The sequence below is a fragment of the Massilia timonae CCUG 45783 genome (assembly GCF_000315425.1).
GTDB classification, from domain to species: domain Bacteria; phylum Pseudomonadota; class Gammaproteobacteria; order Burkholderiales; family Burkholderiaceae_D; genus Telluria; species Telluria timonae.
In genome coordinates this window covers 290,920-312,472 of record NZ_JH992926.1, presented here as the reverse complement: position 1 = coordinate 312,472, position 21,553 = coordinate 290,920, and the positions used below count along the sequence as shown (strand labels likewise).

General features: G+C 64.6%; 17 protein-coding genes and 1 pseudogene. 7 read left to right on the top strand and 11 right to left on the bottom strand.

Going from position 1 to position 21,553, the window contains the following annotated elements; translation table 11 throughout:
* Positions 1-137: 137 nt before the first annotated feature.
* Together HMPREF9710_RS24160 and HMPREF9710_RS24155 are read right to left on the bottom strand one after the other, a co-directional pair.
* Positions 138-827 (bottom strand): annotated as a pseudogene (locus HMPREF9710_RS24160) (IS6 family transposase).
* Between the two features lie 159 nt (positions 828-986).
* Positions 987-2,321 (bottom strand): IS4 family transposase, encoded by a 1,335-nt coding sequence (locus tag HMPREF9710_RS24155; protein ID WP_040775003.1) that lies wholly within the window; start codon positions 2,319-2,321, stop codon positions 987-989.
* Between the two features lie 264 nt (positions 2,322-2,585).
* Here HMPREF9710_RS24155 and HMPREF9710_RS24150 point away from each other — a divergent pair, with 264 nt between their 5' ends.
* The gene (locus HMPREF9710_RS24150; RefSeq protein WP_005670853.1) at positions 2,586-3,725 is read left to right on the top strand and encodes a glutathione-independent formaldehyde dehydrogenase; all 1,140 of its coding nucleotides are present in this window, start codon (positions 2,586-2,588) and stop codon (positions 3,723-3,725) included.
* Positions 3,726-3,927: 202 nt separating this feature from the next.
* On the opposite strand, the gene HMPREF9710_RS24145 is transcribed toward HMPREF9710_RS24150, so the two are convergent.
* From HMPREF9710_RS24145 to HMPREF9710_RS24135, 3 genes are all read right to left on the bottom strand, one after another.
* A complete protein-coding gene (locus HMPREF9710_RS24145) occupies positions 3,928-6,174 on the bottom strand; it encodes a two-component system response regulator (RefSeq protein WP_005670849.1) in 2,247 nt (748 codons plus the stop codon).
* A gap of 24 nt (positions 6,175-6,198) precedes the next feature.
* Positions 6,199-8,388, bottom strand: coding sequence for a histidine kinase dimerization/phosphoacceptor domain -containing protein (locus HMPREF9710_RS24140; RefSeq protein WP_005670847.1), 2,190 nt, complete (start codon positions 8,386-8,388; stop codon positions 6,199-6,201).
* A gap of 112 nt (positions 8,389-8,500) precedes the next feature.
* Entirely contained in the window at positions 8,501-10,267 is a 1,767-nt protein-coding gene (locus HMPREF9710_RS24135; protein ID WP_005670845.1) for an amidohydrolase, read from the bottom strand.
* A 203-nt stretch (positions 10,268-10,470) separates the two neighbouring features.
* Between HMPREF9710_RS24135 and HMPREF9710_RS24130 the strand changes: the two genes are divergently transcribed.
* On the top strand, positions 10,471-10,749 hold the full coding sequence (locus HMPREF9710_RS24130) for a hypothetical protein (protein ID WP_005670844.1): 279 nt from the start codon (positions 10,471-10,473) through the stop codon (positions 10,747-10,749).
* Positions 10,750-10,751: 2 nt separating this feature from the next.
* Here HMPREF9710_RS24130 and HMPREF9710_RS24125 read toward each other — a convergent pair whose 3' ends face one another.
* Positions 10,752-11,915: a tyrosine-type recombinase/integrase gene (locus HMPREF9710_RS24125; protein WP_005670842.1), complete on the bottom strand. Its 1,164-nt coding sequence runs from the start codon at positions 11,913-11,915 to the stop codon at positions 10,752-10,754.
* Between the two features lie 81 nt (positions 11,916-11,996).
* On the bottom strand, positions 11,997-12,332 hold the full coding sequence (locus HMPREF9710_RS24120) for a four-helix bundle copper-binding protein (protein ID WP_005670841.1): 336 nt from the start codon (positions 12,330-12,332) through the stop codon (positions 11,997-11,999).
* Between the two features lie 182 nt (positions 12,333-12,514).
* Here HMPREF9710_RS24120 and HMPREF9710_RS24115 point away from each other — a divergent pair, with 182 nt between their 5' ends.
* Complete coding sequence (locus HMPREF9710_RS24115) at positions 12,515-12,916, top strand: hypothetical protein (RefSeq protein ID WP_005670839.1); 402 nt, start codon at positions 12,515-12,517, stop codon at positions 12,914-12,916.
* Here the strand turns inward: HMPREF9710_RS24115 and pnuC are convergent, their stop codons facing one another.
* Both pnuC and HMPREF9710_RS24105 read right to left on the bottom strand, forming a co-directional pair.
* Entirely contained in the window at positions 12,917-13,486 is a 570-nt protein-coding gene (gene pnuC / locus HMPREF9710_RS24110) for a nicotinamide riboside transporter PnuC (protein ID WP_005670838.1), read from the bottom strand.
* A gap of 61 nt (positions 13,487-13,547) precedes the next feature.
* Positions 13,548-14,042: a pyridoxamine 5'-phosphate oxidase family protein gene (locus HMPREF9710_RS24105; protein ID WP_005670836.1), complete on the bottom strand. Its 495-nt coding sequence runs from the start codon at positions 14,040-14,042 to the stop codon at positions 13,548-13,550.
* Positions 14,043-14,204: 162 nt separating this feature from the next.
* On the opposite strand from HMPREF9710_RS24105, the gene nadB reads away from it, so the two are divergent.
* The 4 genes from nadB to HMPREF9710_RS24085 all read left to right on the top strand — a co-directional run bounded on the left by nadB (position 14,205) and on the right by HMPREF9710_RS24085 (position 18,760).
* Positions 14,205-15,833, top strand: coding sequence for an L-aspartate oxidase (nadB, locus tag HMPREF9710_RS24100; RefSeq protein WP_040778320.1), 1,629 nt, complete (start codon positions 14,205-14,207; stop codon positions 15,831-15,833).
* Between the two features lies 1 nt (position 15,834).
* Positions 15,835-16,740, top strand: a complete 906-nt coding sequence (locus HMPREF9710_RS24095) for a DMT family transporter (protein WP_005670832.1) — start codon at positions 15,835-15,837, stop codon at positions 16,738-16,740.
* A gap of 95 nt (positions 16,741-16,835) precedes the next feature.
* Positions 16,836-17,729 (top strand): NAD-dependent protein deacetylase, encoded by an 894-nt coding sequence (locus HMPREF9710_RS24090; RefSeq protein WP_005670831.1) that lies wholly within the window; start codon positions 16,836-16,838, stop codon positions 17,727-17,729.
* Positions 17,730-17,764: 35 nt separating this feature from the next.
* Positions 17,765-18,760 (top strand): alpha/beta fold hydrolase, encoded by a 996-nt coding sequence (locus HMPREF9710_RS24085; protein WP_005670829.1) that lies wholly within the window; start codon positions 17,765-17,767, stop codon positions 18,758-18,760.
* Positions 18,761-18,821: 61 nt separating this feature from the next.
* On the opposite strand, the gene HMPREF9710_RS27415 is transcribed toward HMPREF9710_RS24085, so the two are convergent.
* Both HMPREF9710_RS27415 and HMPREF9710_RS27410 read right to left on the bottom strand, forming a co-directional pair.
* A complete protein-coding gene (locus tag HMPREF9710_RS27415; protein WP_229409928.1) occupies positions 18,822-19,535 on the bottom strand; it encodes a hypothetical protein in 714 nt (237 codons plus the stop codon).
* A gap of 313 nt (positions 19,536-19,848) precedes the next feature.
* Entirely contained in the window at positions 19,849-21,516 is a 1,668-nt protein-coding gene (locus tag HMPREF9710_RS27410; RefSeq protein WP_005670827.1) for an N-6 DNA methylase, read from the bottom strand.
* Positions 21,517-21,553 lie beyond the last annotated feature (37 nt).

Below are 21,553 nucleotides of genomic sequence, written 5' to 3'. Positions count from 1 at the left end.
TGCAGCGGGCGCGGAACGACGATATCTTAAGACAGATTCATCGCGCAGGGTAAGATCATGGCAGATAGTGGCGGTAGCGCGGTTCTGTCGCGTTGTTCAGCGCAGCCCAGATTTCTCGTGCTGAACATAGCCGCGGCTTACACTGGACGGACCTGTCCTGCCAATGCATAAAACTGGTCGGCGCATGAGATGGGCGCCGCATCGACGGCGAACTGGCCCTTGCGGATCATGTGCATCAGCTCGATGCCGGCGAGCACGGCGCCAGCAGACCGGAACGATTTAAAGTTGAGCATCGGCCTGGTCACCCGTTTGATGGCGCGATGGTCCTGCTCGACGATGTTGTTGAGGTATTTGACTTGGCGCACCAGGATCGGTAGATCGCGGCCGGCATTGATTGCATCGATTGCCGCCTTGTTGGCACCACTCTTGTCCATCGCTACCTTGTCCGGATCGCCGTTCGCTCCCATGGCCTTGTCGAAGAAGCGCTTGGCCGCTGCCATGTCGCGCTTCGCTGTGAGCAGGAAGTCGACGGTCTTGCCCTGCTTGTCGACAGCGCGGTAGAGATATTTCCAGACGCCCTTGACCTTGATGTACGTCTCGTCCATACGCCAACTGCCGCTGACCGGGCGCTTGTGATAGCGGGCCAATTTCTCGATGAGCGGTAGGAAGCGGATTGCCCACCGGTTGATCGACGAATGGTCAACCGACACGCCGCGCTCTTCCATCATCTCTTCAAGGTGCCGGTAGCTCAGCGGCTAGGCCACATACCATCGGATGCAGACCACGATGACATCGACCGGGAAACGCATTCCTTTGAAGTTGAGCATGACAGGGCGTCCACAGTTTTGGGCGTCAAAGTTTACACGATCCCAATGACGGCTCCGCTAATGCGACAGAGCCGTCGTGCGGTACTTCTGTGGAGCTGGTTTCATCTGATCAGACTGCCAGACTTACGCGCTCTACGCCACCTCGTTATACACAACTCGTCAGTCTCCAAGTTCGCGTAGTGCTTGAAGGGTGAGAGCTGAGGCGCGCACGTCGCGCAGCCCTTCCCAGAGGGTCTTGGCACCAGGTTCGCCATCACCTTTTCGGCCCAAGAAGCCGCCCGCGCGGGCGATCAAGCGTATTACTTCGTTTAACGCCGGGTTGGGCTGGGGGCGTAATTTGTTGAGCAAGTAGGCGCCGCGTATCTCATCGGGATCAAAGAACAAGTGGGCATCCAGGTTCGGGCAGGTACGGCCCATGCGTACCAGATAGGCAATGCGCCAGGCTACGACCAAGTACAGCGCCAGTGCGCGCTCGATGCGCTCGATCGTGCCCAGCTGAAGTTCCTCGACCTTGCAGCCGTTCTTGAGCACATTGAACAGCATTTCAATTTCCCAGCGGGCGCGATACCAGTCGATCAATTCGGCCACCTCGGCCGCGCTGGTGGCGACCCGGTTCGTCAGCAGGCGCCATTCGATCGGCTTGACGCCGGCCGGAGCGCCGTGTTCACGCGCCACGATGCATGTGGCGGTCACCACCTTGCCCTTGCCCGCGTTCAGTTCGACCCGGCGTGCCCACAGCTGCTGGCGCACGATGCGCGCCTTGGCGCCCGGCCGCGCGGCCAGCGCGAACTCGATTTCCCCCAGCGGCGCGCCTTCCGTGGCATGCGGCCACAGCTTCTCGCTGTTGGGCAAGCAGCGGTTGTGCGCGGCGCGCACCAGCCAGTCCACCGGGCAGTCGAGCTGCTGCGCCCGCGCCATCAAGGGCAGCATGTCCGCCTCGCGGTCGGCCACATACACCAAGCGCGTGGCGGGCAGGCGCGGTGCCAGTTCCGCCAGTCTTTCGTAGCCTTCGATCCAGCGCAGGCTTTCCTTGGGGCCGCCGCGCTGGCCGTTGGTGTCGCGCAGCGCGCGCGCCCACATCCACACGTCCAGGATCCCCAGCGGCTCGCGCGCCGTCGTCACCGCGTAGGTGGGGTGGACGTACATGCCGCGCTGCGCTTCATAGCTGAGCGGTCCGAGGCCGCGCGCCTGCTGTCCGTTAAAGTCCAGTTCGGTCGTGTCCTGCAGACACAGCACCACCGACTGCTCGGCCATTCGCTGTTCCGTTTGCTGCCAGTGCGGCTCCAGGATTGCCCGCCAGTCGACGCCGTCATTGTCGAAGAAGCGATACGCGGCCATCGTCTCACCCCAGCCGTTACAGGCCTTTGGCACGCTCGCCGTCGGTGCCCCCGCCATTGTTTCCATCAGTGTCCTCGCTCGCCGGTTCAGGCGCGCGTCGCCCAGGTCGAGTTGCTCAAACTCCGAATCGGTCCATCCCTTCGATTTGCTCGCCAATTGCGCCACGCAAAAGACGAGAGTAAACGCGATTTTGCAAAGGTTTACAAGGGCGCTGGCAAGTCATTGAAAGTAAACGGGATTTTCAGCCGGCGTGGTGAGGCTGGCGGACTTGTGTATAACGAGGTGGCTCTACGCTGGTCGGGCCTGATTTACGCAACAAAGCCGCTTTCAACAGTGCGCACTCGTGAAGAAATTTGTTATACCTTTCTTCCCTAACGCCGCTATTTGCGAAGAATTTACCCTCGTCCTGAAAGGAAAATCATGAAGGCACTCGTTTATAATGGTCCGTGCGACGTCCAAGTTAAAGACATGCCGGACGCCAAGATTGAAAAGCCGACTGACGTCTTGGTCCGTATCACGACAACTAACATCTGCGGGTCCGACCTGCACATGTACGAAGGCCGCACCAACATGGAAACGGGCCGTATTTTGGGCCACGAAAACATGGGTGAAGTCATCGAGGTCGGCAACGCCGTCGAACGCGTTAAGGTCGGCGACGTTGTCTGTCTACCGTTCAACATCGGCTGCGGCTTTTGCCAAAACTGCGAACGGGGCTTGTCCGGCTTTTGCCTTACGGCAAACCCAGGCACGGCCGGGGCTGCCTACGGTTTTGCCGGCATGGGTCCGTACAGCGGCGGCCAGGCCGAACTGCTACGGGTGCCGTTCGGCGATTACAACTGCTTGGTGCTGCCGGAAGACGCTAAGGAAAAGGAAAATGACTACGTGATGTTGTCGGACATTTTCCCGACCGGCTACCACGCTACCGAATTGGCTGGCCTCAAGCCGGGTGAATCGGTCGTGATCTACGGCGCCGGCCCGGTCGGCCTAATGGCGGCCATGTCTGCGTTCATTAAAGGCGCAAGCGAAGTTTTCGTCGTGGACACGCACAAGGATCGTTTGGCTCTGGCCGAAAAGATGGGCGCGGTGGCGATCGACGACACCGGAGGCGCCGGCGTCGAGAAAATCTTGAACCTTACTAACGGCGAAGGTGTCGACTGCGGCTGCGAATGCGTTGGTTATCAATGTTGCGACAAGCACGGTAAGGAAGTGCCAAATTTAACAATGAATAACTTGGTACAGACGGTCAAGCCTACTGGCGGCATTGGCGTAGTTGGTGTATTCATCCCACAAGATCCAAAGAGTCCAGACGCGTTAGGAAAGGAAGGTAAAATTGCCTTCGATTTCGGCAATTTTTGGCTCAAGGGTCAGAAGATTGGCACCGGCCAAGCCAACGTCAAGCATTACAACCGTTATTTGGCAAAATTGATCCATAAAGGTAAAGCAACGCCTTCGCAGATCATTTCACACCAGCTTGCATTAGATGATGCACCGAATGCCTATCGGAATTTTGATAAACGTGCGGAAGGGTGGACCAAAGTCGTGCTAAAACCTAATAAATAAAGAAAATATTATTTATTGGCGCATGTTAAAAGACGATTCGCAAATTCAAAGTAGACAATAGGTTCTACAATAAACGGTTAACTCGCGCAATTTTCTTTCATTTAGGGAGGTTAAAGAGAGAAAATTGCGCGGAAGAATTTTGCTAGTTTCCAATTCGATCAGCTTTGTTGCGTAAATCAGGCCCGACCAGTCTACCAGACCGTCAGCTTCCTCGCTGACCTAGCCTTGGTTTGTGCAACAAAGCCGGTTTGAGGCGGCTGATGTAGCCCAGCGACGAGTAGCCGGTGCCGAAATCGTCGATCGCCACCAGCACGCCCAGGTCTTTCAGCGCGGCCAGGGTGGCGCGGGTCTGCCCGGTGTCGGCCAGCTGGCTCTGCTCGGTGATCTCGATGCACAGGCGGCCCGGCGCCAGTCCGGTGGCGCGCAGCGCCGCCTCCACCACCGGCACCAGGCGACCAGACTTGAACTGGGACGCGGTCACGTTCACGCCGATGCGCAGGCCGGCGCCGCCGTCCGCGTTCCAGCGCGCGGCCTGGCGGCAGGCCTCGCGGATGGTCCAGGCGCCGATCTCCTCGGCCATCGACGATTCTTCGAGCATCGGCAGGAACAGGTCGGGCATCAAGAGGCCCAGTTCGGGATGGTGCCAGCGCAGCAACGCCTCGGCGGCGGCCGGACGGCCGTCGGCCAGGGTCACGATCGGCTGGTAGAACATTTCGAGCTCGCCGCGCTCGAGGGCGGTGCGCAGGCCGGCCCCCAGCCGGACCCGCATTTCCATGCGCGCCGTGAGTTCGGGCCGGTAGAACTGGACGTTGTTTCGGCCTTCGCCCTTGGCCTGATACAGGGCGCTGTCGGCGAAGCGCAGCAGCGTGCGGAAATCGCGGGCGTCCTCGGGGAACAGGCTCACCCCCATGCTGACCGCCAGGCGCACCTCGTGGCCGTTGAAGTGCAGCGGACGGCCGCATTCGAGCCGCAGCTTGTCGGTCAGCGCGATGACGTCGCGCGTGTCGGACACCTCGGACAACACCACCACGAACTCGTCTCCGCCCAGGCGCCCGACGATGTCGATCGCGCGCACGCTGTGGGCCAGGCGGCTCGCCAGCTCCTTGAGCACCACGTCGCCGGTCTCGTGGCCATAGGTGTCGTTGATGTGCTTGAAATAATCCAGGTCGATGAAGACCACCGCCAGGCGCGATCCGCGGCGGCGCGCCACGGCCAGCTCGCGCTCGACCTGCTCGCTCAGCATGGCGCGGTTGGCGACCCCGGTCAGGGCGTCGTGGTGGGCCAGGTGGGCCAGTTCTTCCTCGGCCCGCTTGCGCTCGGTGACGTCGTTCACCTGGATCAGGAAGTGCTGCGGTTCGTGGTCGGCCGGCAGCAAGGTGGCCGACACCAGCGCCCATACCGTGCGCCCGTCCCTGGGCCGGTAGCGCCGCTCGTACTGGACCGCGTCGCTGCGCCCGGCCAGCAGGTCTTGCTGGTACTCGCGTTCGATCGCATTGTCGCCGCTGTCGCCGAAGGCGTCCTGGACGGCGCCCACCAGCGCCTCGGCCGGCGCGCCCAGCAGGCGGCACATGGCGCGGTTGACGCGCGCGTAGCGGTTGTCGCGGTCCACCAGCGCCAGCCCGAGCGGCGCATTGTCGAAGGCGCTGCGAAAGCGCTGCTCGCTGTGCGCCAGGCGCAGCTCGGCCGCCACCCGTTCGCGCTCGTCGTGCAGCACGATCGCCGTGCCCATCGGATGGGAGCGTTCGTCGCAGATCGGGCCCGCCGAATAATCGACCGGGATGCGCTGGCCGGCGCCGGTCACCAGCATCGCCGCGCCGCTGCGGGCCGTGCAATCGTGGTGCGCCAGTCTAACCGTGCCGCCGGTATCGTCCTCCAGGCGCACGACCTCGGCGGCGCTGCGTCCGCGCAAGATCTCGGTGCCGAGCAGGCTTTCGGCGGCCGGGTTGGCCAGGCCGACCAGGCCGTCGGCGTCAAGGGCGATCACGGCGTCGCCCACCCCGTGCAGTACCGAGCTGAGCCAGCGCTCCTTGTCGCGCAGCGCGCGCTCGACCTCGGCCTTGCGCAGCGCGACCTCGATCACCGCGCGCAGTTCGCGTCCCTGGAACGGCTTGGTCAGGTAGCCGTAAGGCATGGCGCCGGCGGCGCGGTCGACGGTCTGGTCGTCGCTGTAGGCGGTCAGGAACAGGATCGGGATCTGCAGCTCGGCGCCGATGGCGGCGGCCGCCGCGATGCCGTCCATGTCGCCCCTGAGCACCACGTCCATCAGCACCAGGTCGGGCCGGTCGGCGCGCGCCCGCGCGATGGCGTCGCGGCCATTGTCGACGCAGCCGCAGACCCGGTAACCCATGTCGCGCAACTGGCCGGCGATGTCCATGGCGACCACGGCTTCGTCCTCGACCACCAGCAGGGCCGGCGCGTCCTGCGCGGCGCCGGGGAGGGATTGCAGCATACGGGTTCCTGGGTCGGTGGCGGCCTATTCGGGCGCCGCTGTATAGGTGCGATCATGGGTGCGATGGGTGGCCGGCGCGTGCCGGGACAAGGTGTTCGCAGCGTGGTCGAGGCCGCGCCTGCCGTTGGCCGGGGCATGAAAGACGAGCATGACGCAGGCGCCGTCGCGGTTCTCGAACACGAGCTCCGCATGCAACTGCTCGCTCAAGGCGGCAACTAGTCTTAGACCCAGCGTCTGGGGAGAAGTTCGATCGGCCTCGGGCGGCAGGCCGATGCCGTCGTCGTGGACGGTCAGCCGCAGCATCTGCTCGCTGGCATCGGCGCCCTCCCCGGCGTCCAGCGCCAGCGTCACCCGGATCGTGCCGCGCCGCCCGGCCGGGAAAGCGTGCTTGAGGCTGTTCGAGACGAGTTCGTTGAGCAGCAGGCCCAGCGGCACAGCGAGGTCCAGCCCGACGTCGACCGGCGCCACCTCGAGCGCCAGGGCGATGCCGCGGCGGTCGGCCCCATTGGCGCTGGCCAGCTGGTCGCACAGCTCGCGCACGTAGTCATCGAGGCGGATCGTGCCCAGGGTGCGTGACTGGTATAGGCGCTCGTGCACCAGCGACATGGCGCGGACCCGGTTGGCGGCCTCGGACAGGGCGCGCTGGGCGCGACCATCCTTGAGCGTGCGCGCCTGCAGGTTGAACAGGCTGATGATGAGCTGCAGATTGTTCTTGACCCGGTGGTACAGCTCCTTGAGCAAGGTGCTCTTGTCGTCCAGCGCCTGGCGCAGCGCTTCCTCCTGTTCCCAGCCGGCGCTGACGTCGCGCACGGTCACGATCAGGAGCGCACGCTCGGGCAGCGGATTGACCATGGCGTCGGCCGCGAAGGCCAGGCCGTCCTGGCGCAGGCCGCGCAGGTGGGTGGTGCCGGCCATGCCGCTCCGGGCCGGGGCGGCGCGCATGCGCTCGTACACCGAGGCCGGCGTCGCCCCGCTTTCCACCAGCAGCGCATCCAGCGCCAGCCCTTCCAGCGCGCCGGCAGCGTAGCCGAACATGCGCTCGGCCTGGACGTTGGTGCGGGTCACCCGGCCGCCTGGGCCGACCAGGAGGATGCCGTCCGGGGTCTCTTCGAAGATCCCGCGCAGGAAGGCTTCGCTGCGCTCGACCGCGCGCTTGGCTTCGCGCAGCACCCGTTCGGCGTGCTCGGCCTGGTCGCGCTGGATGGTGCGTTCGCGCAGCAGCGCCGCGGTCTGGACCAGGGCATGGCCGACGTCCAGCGCCTCGTCCAGGGGCAGCGGCGGCAGCACCACCTGTTCGCCGTGGCCGAGGGCGATGGCGGGACGCACCAGCCCGCGCAACGCCGCCTCGATGCGGGTGCCGATCAGCGCCACCAGCGCGGCCCCCAGCGCCAGCAAGCCACAACCGCCCACCACGATCCATTCCAGCGCGCGCCACAGGCTGGCGTTGAGCACGCTGCGCTGGAGGGCGATCGCCACCGTCCAGTCCGATAGCGACGAGTGGCTGAACACGGTCACCAGGCCGGCGCCATCCTGCCCGGGTTCATCGACCGTGCCTTCCGGACCCAGCGCGAAACCGGCCGCCAGGGCCGAACTGGCGCGCCGGCCGACCTCGGCGCGGCGGGCCCGGCTGCTCCACACGATGCGCGCCTTGCCGTCGTAGATCGTCACAGTAGCGCCCGGCGGCGCCTGTTGGCGCTCGAGGATGGCGCCCAGGCGCTCGCCGAAGTATTGCATCGACAGCACATAGCGCACCCGGCCGTCGCGCACCACCGGCACGTCGACGCTGCTCAGCAGGCGGTTGACGGTCGGCCCCACGTACAGGTCGGAGACCTGCGGCCGGGCCGTCGCGAACACCTGCCGCACCTGGTCCGCATTGCCGTGGCGCGGCAGCGCGGCGCCGAACGGCTGGCCGGTATTGATCACCTGGCGCAGGTCGGGAGCGGCGGCCACCAGCACATTGCCGGGACGGGCGTGCAGCACTTCGATGGCCTGGGCGTGGAAGGCGCGCAGGTCGTGGGCGTCCAGGCTGGGCGAGGTCGCCAGCGCCTGGAGGGCGGCCTGGGCGCTGCTCAGTTCGCGGTCGATGGCCTGCATCAGCGCCCGCGCCACGTCCTGGGACGCACGTTCGATGCCGGCCCGCTCCCGGCCGTAGGAATGCAGGAAAAGCGCGACCACGGCGATCGTGGTCGGGACGATGAAGGCCGCCAGCAGCAAGGCCAGCCATTGACGGACGGTCGGCGCGCGGCGGCGGAAGGTGTACGGGGCGATGGATGTGCCCTCCTGGTGCCTCCACCCTACGCCGCCGCGCCTCCCGATACAAGCAGGGTCAGCGGTTCTGGTAGCCGCCGAAGCGGGTCACCGGACTCCAGGCCGGAGACACCGCGGGCAGCGCAGGCGACAGGGTTTCGAACTGGCCGGCGCCGTACACGACCTGGCCGTTGACCACCGTCAGCAGGCTTTCCAGGTCCTTGATCTTCTCGACGTCCATGGTGAAATAATCCTGCGGCAACACGGCGAAGTCGGCGTACTGGCCCACGACCAGCCGGCCCTTGACGTCTTCTTCGCCGCTCATCCAGGCGCTGCCGCGGGTCATGAGTTGCAAGGCTTCGTGGCGCGACAGCACGTCTTTCGCCTGCCAGGTTGACAGTCCCCCGGCGGTCTTGCCGGTGACCGCCCAGTAGATCGACGGCCAGGGGCCGTAGCTGCTCACCCGCGTGCCGTCGGTGCCGAGGCCCACGGGCAGGCCGAGCTCGAGCATCTTGCGGATCGGCGGCAGTTGCCGGGTCTGGGCGCCATAACGCGCCCGGTAGGCCTCGCCCTGGAAGTACATGCGGTTCTGCACCGCCACCCCGCCGCCCAGCGCCTTGATGCGTTTCAGCTGCTCGTCGGTCACCGTCTCGGCGTGGTCGACGATCCAGCGCAGGCCGGCCAGGGGCGTGCTGCGGTTGACCTTTTCAATCACCGCCAGGTCGCGCTCGATGCTTTCGCCATAGGTGGCGTGGATGCGAAACGGCCAGCGGTTCGTCACCAGCAGGGTGACCACGCGCTCCAGCTCGTCTTCCATATGGTGCGGCAGGTCGGGCCGCGGCTCCAGGAAGTTCTCGAAGTCGGCCGCGCTCGAGACCAGGTTCTCGCCCGCGCCCTCGGTCGTGAAGCCGTTGGCATAGAACAGGTGGTCGTTGCGGTTCGGCTTCGTCATCCTGATCCAGCGCTCGTAGTCTTCCAGCTCCTTGCCGCCCTTCTGCGCGAACAGGTAGTACGCCGTGCGCACCGTCAGCTTGCCTTCTTTCGCCAGTTCGAGCGTCACGCCATAGTCGTCCGGATAGGCCTGGCCGCCTCCGCCGGCATCGACGGCGCTGGTCATTCCCAGCCGGTTCAGGTCGCGGTAAAAGTGCAAGGTCGAGTTGCGCTGGTCGGCGCGATCGAGCTTGTTGGTCCTGGCCAGGGTCGAGTACAGGATCATGGCGTTCGGCTTGGCCAGCAGCAGGCCGGTCGGCTTGCCGGCGGCGTCGAGTTCCAGCTCGCCGTCGAGGTACTTCGTCTGCCTGGTATAGCCGAGCGTCTCGATGCCTTTCCGGTTCAGGAAGGCCTTGCCATATAAATAGAGGATGAAGACCGGCCTGTCGGGCACCGCGGCATTGATCTCGGCCAGCGTGGGCAGGCGCTTTTCGGCGAACTGGTGCTCGCTCCAGCCGCCCACGACCTTGACCCACTGGCCCTCGGGCGTGCGCGCCGCCTGTTCCTTGAGCATCTCCATCGCCCGCTTCAGGCTGCGCACGCCATCCCAGCGCACTTCCATATTGTAGTTCAGGCCCGCGCGGATCACGTGGGTGTGGGAATCGTTCAGGCCCGGAATCACGGTGCGCCCGCCCACGTCGACGACCCGGGTGTCTTTCTGCCTGAGGCGCAGCACGCGCTCGTTGCTGCCGGCGGCGGCGATTTTGCCATCCTTGACCGCCAGTGCCTGGACAAATTCGCCCTCGGCGGCCATGGTGGCGATCTTGCCGTTGGTGACGATCAGGTCGGCCTGGGCCGCGGCAGTCGCGGCGGTCAGTAGTCCGGCGGCGAACAGTGCGAGCGCGAGTGGATTCATTGCTTGACTCCTTGTTGGTTGAGCAGCGTCCAGTATCGGTCGCCGTCGCCAATGTTGAAAAGCGGATAATTTTGACGATGGCATTCGATACCATCGATCGTTCCACCCGGCCAGGGTGCGCACGGCAGGCGCCCTGCGGCGTGCATGCAATCCGTGGCTGCGTCACAATGGCTTCACACGAACTGATCACTCAAAGGATGAGCATGAACATCACGGTCCAGAATACCGTCCCCGATACCGCGCGCATTACCCTGGTCGGCGAGCTGCAGGATGGCAGCTTCAAGGCAAAAGTGATGACCGAAACCGCTGTGCCCTACACGCCCTACTGGGATAACCTGCTCGAGCAACGCATCGTCTATATCCAGCCCGACGATGAACAGCTGGGTTCGATCGTGACGGCGCTCAACGAACGCCGTCTGTCACTCGACGAGTTGCAGAATTACGGCAGCTCGGACGGCGGGACCTCGTCGATCCCGGTCTGACCCTAGAGGATGCCCTTGCCGTCCGCGCCGAGGATCTCGTCGTGGCGTTCCTTGTCGGTCTTGTGCAGATAGCCGGCGGTGGTGGCGATGTTGGCGTGGCCGGCGGTGTCCTGCAGGGTCTTGAGCTGCACCCCGCTGTTGGCGTGGTTGGTGAGCATGCTGTGACGTAGCCAGTGCGGCGACGCCTGGCGCAGCATGGCGGCGCTGTCGCCGTCGCCCCGGGCCGCCGCCTCGCTGGCGGCCAGCTGGAAGATCGCCTTCAGCGCCTCGGAGGCCGCTTCGTCGGTGACGCGCACGTGGTCGCGCGTGCGGCTCGACAGCACCAGCGGCATGTGGTCGCCGCGGCTGGTCTGCTCCAGCAGGCCGAAGGCGCGCCGGTAATCGCGGTAGGCGGCCAGCGTGGCCGGCGGCACCGGCAGCCGGCGAGGCTTGTTGCCCTTGCCCAGGACGTCCAGCCACCAGCGGCCGTCGCCCTCGCTGTAGATCGAACCCATGCGCGCGCCGACGATTTCATTGAGGCGCGCCCCGGTCTGGGCGAAGGCGATCAGCAGGAAGCGGTCGCGGGCGCGCTGGCGCGCCGCGGCGTCGGAATCGGCGTCGCGCGCCTCGGCCGCGGCCAGCGCATAGGCCAGCGCGGCCGGGGTCAGGTAGCGCGTGATGCGGCCGGCATGCGGCGCCCGCACATTGCGCACCAGGCGCGCCGGATTGCGGCGCAGGTAGCCGGTGTGCTCGGCGAACGCCAGCAAGCCCTTGATGGCGATCATCGACTGGCGCCGGCTGGTGTCGGACAGCGGGCCCGAGAACGGGCGGTAGCGCGGATCGTTGCGTGGCCACTTGGTCGTGCACACCCACTCGGCCGGCGGGTTGCGGATGAACTCCTTGTAGGCGTTCAGGTCGGCCACGTTCAGCTGCTGGAAGGTCTTCTGCGCTTCTTCGCGGCACCAGGTCAGGAAGCGGTACAGTTCTTTCTGCAGGTTGGCGATCGACTTGGGACTCAGTTCGCCATGCGAGATGTATTCGCGCGCCAGTTCGGCGTCGTTGCGGGCCGACGTGACCGGTTCGTCGTGCACGCCGGAGAAGATGCCCGTGTCCGGACGACTCGCCGCCGCCCGGTCCGGATGTTCCGTGGGCAGCGGGTCGAGGTCGATCGGCAGGAAGACGGGCATGGTGGTGCGACAAAGAACTGTATGGATATACAGTATAGCACCACGTCTCCGGGTGAGGAAGGGATATCGGACAGATCCGTATCAAGCGGCCGCAGCCATGCGCCGGCAGGCGTCGGCGCACGCGCGGCAGGCGGCCGCGCATGCCTGGCAGTGGTCCATCGGGTGCTTTGCGCATTCCCCGGCGCAGCGCTCACAGGCCTCGGCGCACACCCCGCACAGCGCCGCGGCGATCTCACCGCCGCGCGCCATGACCGCCGCCGCCAGGCGGCACAGCTGGGCGCAATCGATGTCGAGGGCGATGCAGCGCGCCATCATCTTGACGTCTTCCTCGCTCAAACAGGCGGCGGCGCAGCGGTCGCAGGCGTCGGCACAGGCATTGCAGGCCGCGATGCAGGCGGCGTAGTCAGGTTTTTCCATGGCAGTCTCCAGAAATGGTCGATGGAGCTACCCTAGCATTCGACCCGCGGCGCTCGCGCACGATACCTGCGAGCATGCTCATGCGCCACCCTCCTACAGCGCCTGCCCACCGCCGCCGATACCCGCACCGCTCCCGGAGCGTCACAATTGCGCATCACACACCAACTCGACAGGAGGCGCAGATGACCCAGTCCACATCGACACCCCAGGGCAAACCCGACGACGGCAGCGTGACCGTCGGCGTCGGCGGCCTGACCAGCGGCCAGCAAGGCGCCACGCCCAGCCACGAGAGCCAGACCGAGACCGGCGGCAACGGCGGACCGGGCCTCACCCGCAACCAATCGGGACCCTACGTCAACGCGCCCGACGGCACGGCAGACACGGCGCCGGACGCAGCCGCCACCAACGTCGAGACGCGCGACGCGGCGCCGCGCACCGAGTCGGTGGATGCGGCCATGACCCATGCCAATCCGGGCGCCCAGGATACCCGCGCCAGCCAGGCGGGACCAAGGGAAACCGGGCTGGGGGCGCGCGAGACGGGCGGCAACCAGGACGAAAGGGACTTGCCGCCGACCCAGCCCTGATCAGGCGCCGGCTTCGCGTCTGGCCAGCCTGGTCCACCAGACCCAGGACACGATCGCATTGACCCAGAAGCACAGGTAGAGAAAGGCCGTGAGGTGCAGCCCGCGGCTGTAGTACAGCGGCACGGCGATCGTATTGACCAGCAGCCAGACCGGCCAATTCTCGATCCGGCGCTGCATCATGAGCAGTTGGGCGATGACGCTGAACACCAGCACCGCCGAATCGATGAAGGGCGCGTAGGCGTTCGTATGGAAATGCAGCAAGGCGCCGTAGGCGGCGGTGGCGGTGATCCCGGCCGGGATCATCCATGCCAGGCTGCGCCAGCCGGCGTGGGTGATCGGCAGCGGCGCGCCGTTATTGCCGCGCAACCAGCGCCACCAGCCCAGCACCCCGGTGCCGACGAAGAACATCTGCAGCACGACGTCGGCATACAGCCGGTTCCGGGCGAACAGCAGGCCGAACAGCGCGCAGCCGACGATGCCGGTCCACCAGGTATGGACGTTGTTGCGGCCGGCCAGCAGGATGGCGGCGGCCGTGAAGGCGTTGGCCGCCAGTTCGAGCGGGCTGGTCATCGTATGCGCTCCAGAATTCGGGAGCGCTACTGTAAGGCACGTATGTGCCCTACTGCAAGAACTACAGCTTGATGGTGCCGTGCTCGCCGTCCACGTCCGGCTGGGTGCCGGTCACGGCCGCCTTGGCCATGGCGAACAGGCGCACCATCTTGCTGTCGTTCGAATCCCAGTATTCGGCCGCGTGCGGATCGACGCGCACCAGCACCGCGTGCTGGTCTTCCGGGCCGGCCGGGAACCAGGCCTGGACCATCGGGTTCCAACGGGCCTGGACTTGCGCGCGGTCGACCACGCGCTCGGCGCGGCCGCTGACCGACACATAGGTGCTGTTTTCGTTGTCGGCGAAGCTGACGTTGACCTCGGGCTGGTGCGCGATGCTGTCCCACAGCTCGGTCGTGGAGTTGACGAAGAACCAGAGGCCGCCCTCGGCGTCGACGTCCTGCTTGGTCATCGGCTGGCTGACCAGGTGGTCATAGCCGTCGCGGAAGGTGAACATGGCGAAGCGCATCGAGCCGATCCGGTCGGCGAGCGCGGCTGCGTGGTGGCGGTCTGCGGTCATGGCGTGTCCTTGATGGATGAGTAAAACCCCATCCTAGACGGCCGGGCCGCGCCTTTCGGTGCGCAGCCGTACAGTGGCGGCCCTCGGCAAGCCTTACGGCGAGCCTGACGTAAGGATGACAAATCGCTTATAGTGATGCCTCTGTACAAATTTGACATTGCCATGAAATTTGACGTCGCGATCGTCGGCAGCGGCCTGGCCGGCCTGTCCGTTGCCCTGCACCTGGCCCAGACCCGCAAGGTCGCCATCATCTCCAAGCGGGCACTGCTCGATGGCGCGAGCAGCTGGGCCCAGGGCGGGATCGCCGCCGTGCTCGATTCGGGCGACAGTCACGACCAGCACATCGACGACACCCTGGTCGCCGGCGCCGGCCTGTGCGACGAAGGCGCCACGCGCTATATCGTCGAACATGGCCGCGCCGCCATCGAATGGCTGATCGACCAGGGCGTGCCGTTCACCCGCGACGCCACGGCCGAGCTGGGTTTCCACCTGACCCGCGAAGGCGGCCACAGCCAGCGCCGCATCATCCACGCCGCCGACGCCACCGGCCATGCGGTGCAGGTGACCCTCGAACAGAAGGTGCGCGCGCACCCGAACATCGCGCTGTTCGAGCACCATGTGGCAATCGACGTCATCACGTCCGACAAGCTGGGCCCCGACGGCGTCCATGCGGGCGCGCCGTCGCTGGTCGGCCAGCCGCGCTGCCACGGCCTGTACGTGCAGGACATCGAGAGCGGCAAGGTGCTGACCTTCGAGGCCGAACACACGGTGCTGGCCACCGGCGGCGCCGGCAAGGTCTACCTGTACACCACCAATCCCGACACCGCCACCGGCGACGGCATCGCCATGGCCTGGCGCGCCGGCTGCCGGGTGTCGAACATGGAGTTCATCCAGTTCCACCCGACCTGCCTGTACCACCCCTATGCCAAATCGTTCCTGATCACCGAGGCGATCCGCGGCGAAGGCGGCTTGCTCAAGCTGCCGCACGAAGCCGGCCCGCTTGCGGGCGCCCGCTTCATGCCGGCCCATGACGAACGGGGGGAGCTGGCGCCGCGCGACGTGGTCGCCCGCGCCATCGACTTCGAGATGAAGAAGCGCGGCCTGGACCACATGGACCTGGACATCAGCCACCAGGACCCGGAGTTCCTCAAGGAGCACTTCCCGACGATTTACGCGCGCTGCCTGGAACTGGGCATCGACATCACGCGCGAGCCGATCCCCGTGGTGCCGGCCGTGCACTTCACCTGCGGCGGCGTGGTCACCGACCTGGCCGGGCGCACCGACATTCCCGGCCTGTATGCGGTGGGCGAAACCGCCTGCACCGGCCTGCACGGCGCCAACCGCCTGGCCAGCAACTCGCTGCTCGAATGCGTGGTGGTGGGGCGCGCCTGCGCCGAGCACATCGCGGGAAGCAGCCCGGTCGAGCATCCGGCCTTGCCGGCCTGGGACGAGAGCCGCGTCACCAACGCCGACGAAGAAGTGGTCATTGCCCACAACTGGGACGAGCTGCGCCGCTTCATGTGGAACTACGTCGGCATCGTGCGCACCACCAAGCGCCTCGAGCGCGCCGAGCACCGCATCAAGCTGCTCAAGGAAGAGATCGACGAGTACTACCGCAACTTCCGCATCACGCCCGACCTGCTGGAACTGCGCAACCTGGTCGAGGTGGCGCACCTCATCGTCAAGAGCGCGCTGTCGCGCCACGAGAGCCGCGGCCTGCATTACTCGCGCGACTTCCCGGACACGCTGCCGAAGGCGCTGCCGAGCGTCCTGACGCCGCGGCGCGGCTGAGATGTCGACGCCCGGCTATCGGCTGACCCCGGCCACCGCCCTGCTCCTGACCGTCCCGCCCGTGCTGTGGGCCGGCAACGCTATCGTCGGACGCCTGGTGCGCGACGCGGTGCCGCCGATGACGCTCAACCTGATCCGCTGGTCGATCGCGCTCGCCGTCCTGCTGCCGCTGGGCCGGGCCGCGCTGCGCGCCGATTACGGCGTGCTGGCCAACTGGAAGCGCTACAGCATGCTCGGCCTGCTGGGCGTCGGCCTGTACAACTCGCTGCAATACCTGGCGTTGCAAAGCTCGTCGCCGATCAACGTGACCCTGGTCGCCTCCGGCGTGCCGGTGTGGATGCTGCTGGTCGGGCGGCTGTTCTTCAACGTGCCGGTCAAGCGCAAGCAGGTCGTGGGGGCGGCGCTGTCGATCGCCGGCGTGCTGGTCGTGATGTGCCGCGGCTCGCTGGCCGAGCTGGCGGCGCTGCGGCTGGTGGCGGGCGACCTGTACATGATCCTGGCCACCATCGCCTGGTCCTTCTACAGCTGGCTCCTGATGCAGCAAAAGGACGCGCCGGCGCTGCGCGCGGACTGGGCCGCCTTCCTGCTGGCCCAGGTCGGGTTCGGCGTGCTGTGGTCGGGCGCGCTGGCCGGCGGCGAATGGGCGGTCAAGGACGTGCACATCGCCTGGAGCTGGCCGCTCGCCGCCGCCCTGCTGTACGTGGCGATCGGGCCGGCCATCATCGCCATGCGCTGCTGGGGCGCAGGCGTGCAGCGCGCCGGGCCGAGCCTGGGCGCGTTCTTCATCAACCTGACGCCGCTGTTCACGGCGCTGCTGTCGTCCGCGTTTCTCGGCGAGGCGCCGCACCTGTATCATGTGCTGGCATTCGGCATGATCGTTGGCGGGATCGCCGTATCCGCCAGATGAGCGCGGCGCGCTGATGCGGGGAATCGTGTGTGGCGTCCGGATGGCCGATGTTACGATCCCATGCATGGGAGGAAAGCATTGGAGGAAGGAGCGGCATGGCAGAAGGTCTCAGCATTCACGAGGGCGTCGGGGCATTGGCCGCGTTCCTGGCCAGGCACCCGCGCACGCTGGTCCTGACCGGCGCCGGCCTGTCGACCGCTTCCGGCATCCCCGATTACCGCGACCGTGACGGCGTGCGCCGCGGCCGCCTGCCGATCCAGGGGCCCGAATTCCGGCGCGACGTGGCGGTCCAGCGCCGCTACTGGGCGCGCAGCATGGTCGGCTGGCCGCTGCTGGCGCGCGCCCGGCCCAACGACGGGCACCGGGCGCTGGCCGCCCTCGAGGCGGCCGGCAAGCTCGGTTTCATCCTGACCCAGAACGTCGACGGCCTGCACCAGCAGGCCGGCAGCCACGCGCTGCTCGAATTGCACGGCAATATCCATTATGTGAGCTGCCTGGCCTGCGATGCACGCTTTCCGCGCGCCTTCGTCCAGACCCAACTGGAGTTCGCAAACCCGGCCCTGCTGCAGGCGATGGCCACGCCGCTGCCCGACGGCGACGCCGCGCTCGATCCGGACGCCGTCACCGGCGTGGCCATTCCGGCGTGCGTGCACTGCGGCGGGGTCTTGATGCCCGACGTCGTTTTTTTCGGCGACAACGTGCCGCCGGCGCGCACCGCCTGCGCGCTGGCGCAGATGGAGGCGGCCGATGCGCTGCTGGTCGTGGGCTCGTCGTTGATGGTGTATTCGGGCTTCCGCTTCTGCCGGCTGGCGCAGGCGGCGGGCAAGCCGATCGCCGCCATCAATCTTGGCCGCACCCGCGCCGACGACATGCTGATGCTCAAGCTCGAAGCCTCGGCCGAACAGATCCTGCCGCAGGTGGCGCAACTGCTGGACGCGAACCGGCCGGCGTCGCCATCCGACCTCATCGACCATAGGGGGACCATGTGACATCGAATCTTCGCGGCGCAAGCTCCGGCCGCCGCTTGTCGACCGGGGCCGCGCTTGCCGGCTTCGGCCTTCTGGCTTCGTGGCTGTTCGTGCGCGCCAGGACCCGGCGCGCCGAACAGGCGCATCCTCCCGCCGGCCGCTTCATCACGGTCGACGGTGTGCGCCTGCATTACCTGGAGCGCGGAACGGGCCCGGCGCTGGTGCTATTGCACGGCAATGGCGTCGACGCCACCGACTGGGAGCACAGCGGCGTGCTGGACGCCGCCGCCGAGCATTACCGGGTGATCGCCTTCGACCGCCCCGGATTCGGCTACAGCGAACGGCCGCGCACCACGGTCTGGACACCCGACCGACAAGCGCGCCTGCTGCACCACGCCTTGCAGGAACTGCAGGTCGACAGCGCGATCGTCGCGGGCCACTCCTGGGGCACGCTGGTGGCGCTCGCCATGGGCCTGCAGGTGCCGGACTTCGTGCGGGGACTGGTGCTGGTCTCGGGTTACTACTATCCGAGCGTGCGCATGGACGTGATGGTCGGCGCGCCGCCGGCCCTGCCGCTGGTGGGCGACGCACTGCGCTATACGGTGGCGCCGCTGGCCGGACGGCTGATCTGGCCAGCCGCGATCGGGCGCGCATTCGCCCCGCTGCCGGTGTCCGAGCGTTTCCGCGCGATGTCGCCGTGGATGTCCCTGCGGCCCGGGCAGTTGCGGGCGAATGCCGCCGACAGCAGCCTGATGGTGCCGGCGACGATGTCCCTGGCGCGGCGCTTCGGCAGGTTGAAGGTACCCGTGCAGATCCTGTCAGGCACCCAGGACGGGGTCTGCGATTGCGCCCACAATGCCGAGCGGCTGCACGCGGCGCTGCGCCACAGCGAACTGTCGGTCACGCCCGGCGTGGGCCATATGCTGCACTACGCCGAACCGGGCAAGGTGCTGGGGGCCATCGATGCGATCGCGGCCCAGGTGGGAGAGCCGTCCCATTTGCCGTCGGCGCGCGTCAATGCGCTGGCTGCAGCCGGCGAGAGCGGCGTTTGAATTGACGACACAATGGGCAGCCGCAAATAGCCATAGCTAGCGTAGGCAATCCGGCGAGGCTTTAGTTACCGCTTAAGATGTGCATTGGATTTGAACGTCGCCGACGGGCCTCCTGATGCATATTAACGGGCGTAGCGGCCAGAACGCGTGAAGTCATGGCCGCAAGAAAGCGACCGGGTCCGAGCACTGCTGGAGTCTGATCACGAAGCACTGTCACTGTGGGAAGCTGCTCGATCTGACGATCAAGCGTTGAATCAGATATGGGCTCGGGAACCTCTTCTTCCTGATCAGCATCTCCTCCAGGCTCCGGCACGCCGTTCGCCGGGATTTCCTCTCCTGGGTTCGCTATAGCGACGTTATCTGCATATTCCATTAAAACGAGGCACGTGGCGTGATACGCATCGTCCTCAAGGCCTAGTTTGGCTAGCAAATCAAATAACCATTCGGCCACACTATTCTCTTTTTGCAGGATATCCGACCGGAGACCGAAAACAAAGCCTAGGGCAGCCAGCGGATGTCTCAGGCGAAGATTTTTAGCATCACCGTAAGATTCCTCCACACGATTAGGCGCATTTTTCCCGTAAGACGAATCCATCCGCTTAGTTGAGATTAACAGCTCAGGCCCAGTAGCCCAGTCTGTCATGATGACATCAACCTGTTTAAGATAGTTCTTACCAAGAATAGATGCGCTCGAAGATGTAACGCCGGGGATTGACGGCTTACTGTTCACGTAATTCATTACCGCAGCACGAACAGCTTTGTCCTTGGACTTCATCAGTGACGCTACTGGTGCCGGTAGAATACGTGGGGGTAGAGGCCGTGGCCAAACTTGGTCCAACTCAAATCCCGCCCGTCGTAACTCGTAGCTCAGCCATACATCGAGTGCAAGGGCTGGTACGCCCGACTGAGTTTCCGCTCTTAGATAGAGAGGCACCCCCAGTAGTTTTTCTAGCGTCTGATAGTCGGGCTCAAAGGAAATCTGTCCATCCGCTCCCTTAAACCACGGGTTGCTATGTTCGCCATTGGGTGCTGCGTGATCGACAATTTGGTCAAATAGTACCCAAGCCTTAGCTTTTGTACTTGGTGGTTTAGCGGCCACTTGCACCTCTCATAGAACGGCGCAGGGCGAGGTCCTGCCGAGCTTGCCGAATGCACTTAATAGTTTTCATCGAAAGGTTACTGAATTCTGTAAGAATAATTTTATCTACAACAGTAACAGCTTCCATTAGATTACCGCAATTTAACAATGCTGCAACCTTTTCCTTAACAGAGAGGAGCGAATTGGCGCTCTCCGAGATTAAAGTTGGCGACGGCATTGCCCAAACATCTGCCTCCTTAGGTTCAATTTTTAGAATCCCTCCGCCATAAGCTCGCCCGACCATCTCTGCATGTAAAAGCGTTACTGAATTGAGGCTCGCTAGAGGTAAAAGGTCTCGGCCAATGTCACGGTACTTCGCATTGAGATAAACGCCGTGAACTGAGTTTAGATGATGTGCACCAGCCTCATTCGCAGTAAGCCGAGGAGTGTCCGCATTCATACAAGTCAACAGCAGGTCAGCAGGCGGGACAAGCGGCACTCGAAACCAGTTCTTGCGGATTCGACATTTGTACGCGGTGTCAACACCCGTGCGGTGCCCATCGTCAATATATGCGGCCGCATTAAGCGAGGGCGGATCACTCGGATAAAACAGGTAGACGGCTTGACCCTCTTTTCCCAATTTTGAGAGCCCGGCTTTCGAAAGCGCCAACCCCCGCAAGTGAGAGCTTCCTGGTGGAGATAAATGTAGGAGTTCTTTAGACTTCAGTCCGAGCTCTTTAACTCGCTGAGGTGAAAGAGTAAAATATTTATTGTTCCCAGTGACGATGCCGAGAGTGGTGTCTCCCCACGTCTCCAAATCGGTGAAAAGTCCCTTCCTTAGAAGGTTGTCTAGCGAATTAATAGCCTTCGGATCAACGAGACTGCTTGTCCATTTATCTGCCGGATCCACCGGCTTCCAAGTTAATCCAACTTCTAAGGAGGTGAGTTTGTCGGCATTCTTTGCTTGTCGAATTGTGGCGTGATCTGCTGGACCGTCTAAGTATCCGTCCGCCAGTAATAGCACCACGTCAGCCTCAGCCTCCGGGAAGACCTGTTCGTCAAACAGCACTAGTTGCACATCGCGAAAACGAGCGAAAAGAAAACGACGAACTGGTGCTGCATAGTTCACCGAAAGTAATTCTGCAGGTAAAACAAGTGCTAAGCGACCGCCCTGCTTCAAGAACATTGCAGAGTGAACTGTGAACGCTGCCCAACTGGATGCAAGGCCAGTTAAGGACACGCCGGCTCGAAGTGCTGCCTCACGCGATCGGGCGCGGGACTCACCTGAGAAGTCCTGATAACGGATGTACGGAGGATTACCAATGACAGTATCATAAACTGGTCTTGGCTCTATCGCGAAAAAATCGTTGTGACACATTCGTGCTTCACCGCCAGCGTCTTGCACGCGCTGGCGAGCCATCTCCATGCTCTGAGCATGAATCTCTACACCGTCTACCACAGGTCGCGTCTTATGATCCTCAGATAAGTCGCGAAGGCGATTTACTGCAGCAACCAAAAAAGCAGCATCACCTGCAGCTGGTTCCATAACCATGTCACCGGATGCGCGTATGGCCCAGTTAGCTATAAATTCGGTAATATTTTTGGGCGTGAAGAACGCGCCGCGCTCCTTACGCAGAGCAGGCGTGTCGTTCGGGTCAATAAAGCTTGCTGCGGTCACTTGCTATCCTGAAAAACAGCGTCGCCGAGTGAGATTT

Bases quoted from the DNA above. Each gene is read 5' to 3' on its own strand.
- HMPREF9710_RS24150 (WP_005670853.1), top strand. From the start codon at position 2,586: ATGAAGGCACTCGTTTATAATGGTCCGTGCGACGTCCAAGTTAAAGAC.
- HMPREF9710_RS24145 (WP_005670849.1), bottom strand. From the start codon at position 6,174: ATGCTGCAATCCCTCCCCGGCGCCGCGCAGGACGCGCCGGCCCTGCTG.
- HMPREF9710_RS24135 (WP_005670845.1), bottom strand. From the start codon at position 10,267: ATGAATCCACTCGCGCTCGCACTGTTCGCCGCCGGACTACTGACCGCC.
- HMPREF9710_RS24130 (WP_005670844.1), top strand. From the start codon at position 10,471: ATGAACATCACGGTCCAGAATACCGTCCCCGATACCGCGCGCATTACC.
- HMPREF9710_RS24125 (WP_005670842.1), bottom strand. From the start codon at position 11,915: ATGCCCGTCTTCCTGCCGATCGACCTCGACCCGCTGCCCACGGAACAT.
- HMPREF9710_RS24120 (WP_005670841.1), bottom strand. From the start codon at position 12,332: ATGGAAAAACCTGACTACGCCGCCTGCATCGCGGCCTGCAATGCCTGT.
- HMPREF9710_RS24115 (WP_005670839.1), top strand. From the start codon at position 12,515: ATGACCCAGTCCACATCGACACCCCAGGGCAAACCCGACGACGGCAGC.
- pnuC (WP_005670838.1), bottom strand. From the start codon at position 13,486: ATGACCAGCCCGCTCGAACTGGCGGCCAACGCCTTCACGGCCGCCGCC.
- HMPREF9710_RS24105 (WP_005670836.1), bottom strand. From the start codon at position 14,042: ATGACCGCAGACCGCCACCACGCAGCCGCGCTCGCCGACCGGATCGGC.
- nadB (WP_040778320.1), top strand. From the start codon at position 14,205: ATGAAATTTGACGTCGCGATCGTCGGCAGCGGCCTGGCCGGCCTGTCC.
- HMPREF9710_RS24095 (WP_005670832.1), top strand. From the start codon at position 15,835: ATGTCGACGCCCGGCTATCGGCTGACCCCGGCCACCGCCCTGCTCCTG.
- HMPREF9710_RS24090 (WP_005670831.1), top strand. From the start codon at position 16,836: ATGGCAGAAGGTCTCAGCATTCACGAGGGCGTCGGGGCATTGGCCGCG.
- HMPREF9710_RS27415 (WP_229409928.1), bottom strand. From the start codon at position 19,535: ATGAAGTCCAAGGACAAAGCTGTTCGTGCTGCGGTAATGAATTACGTG.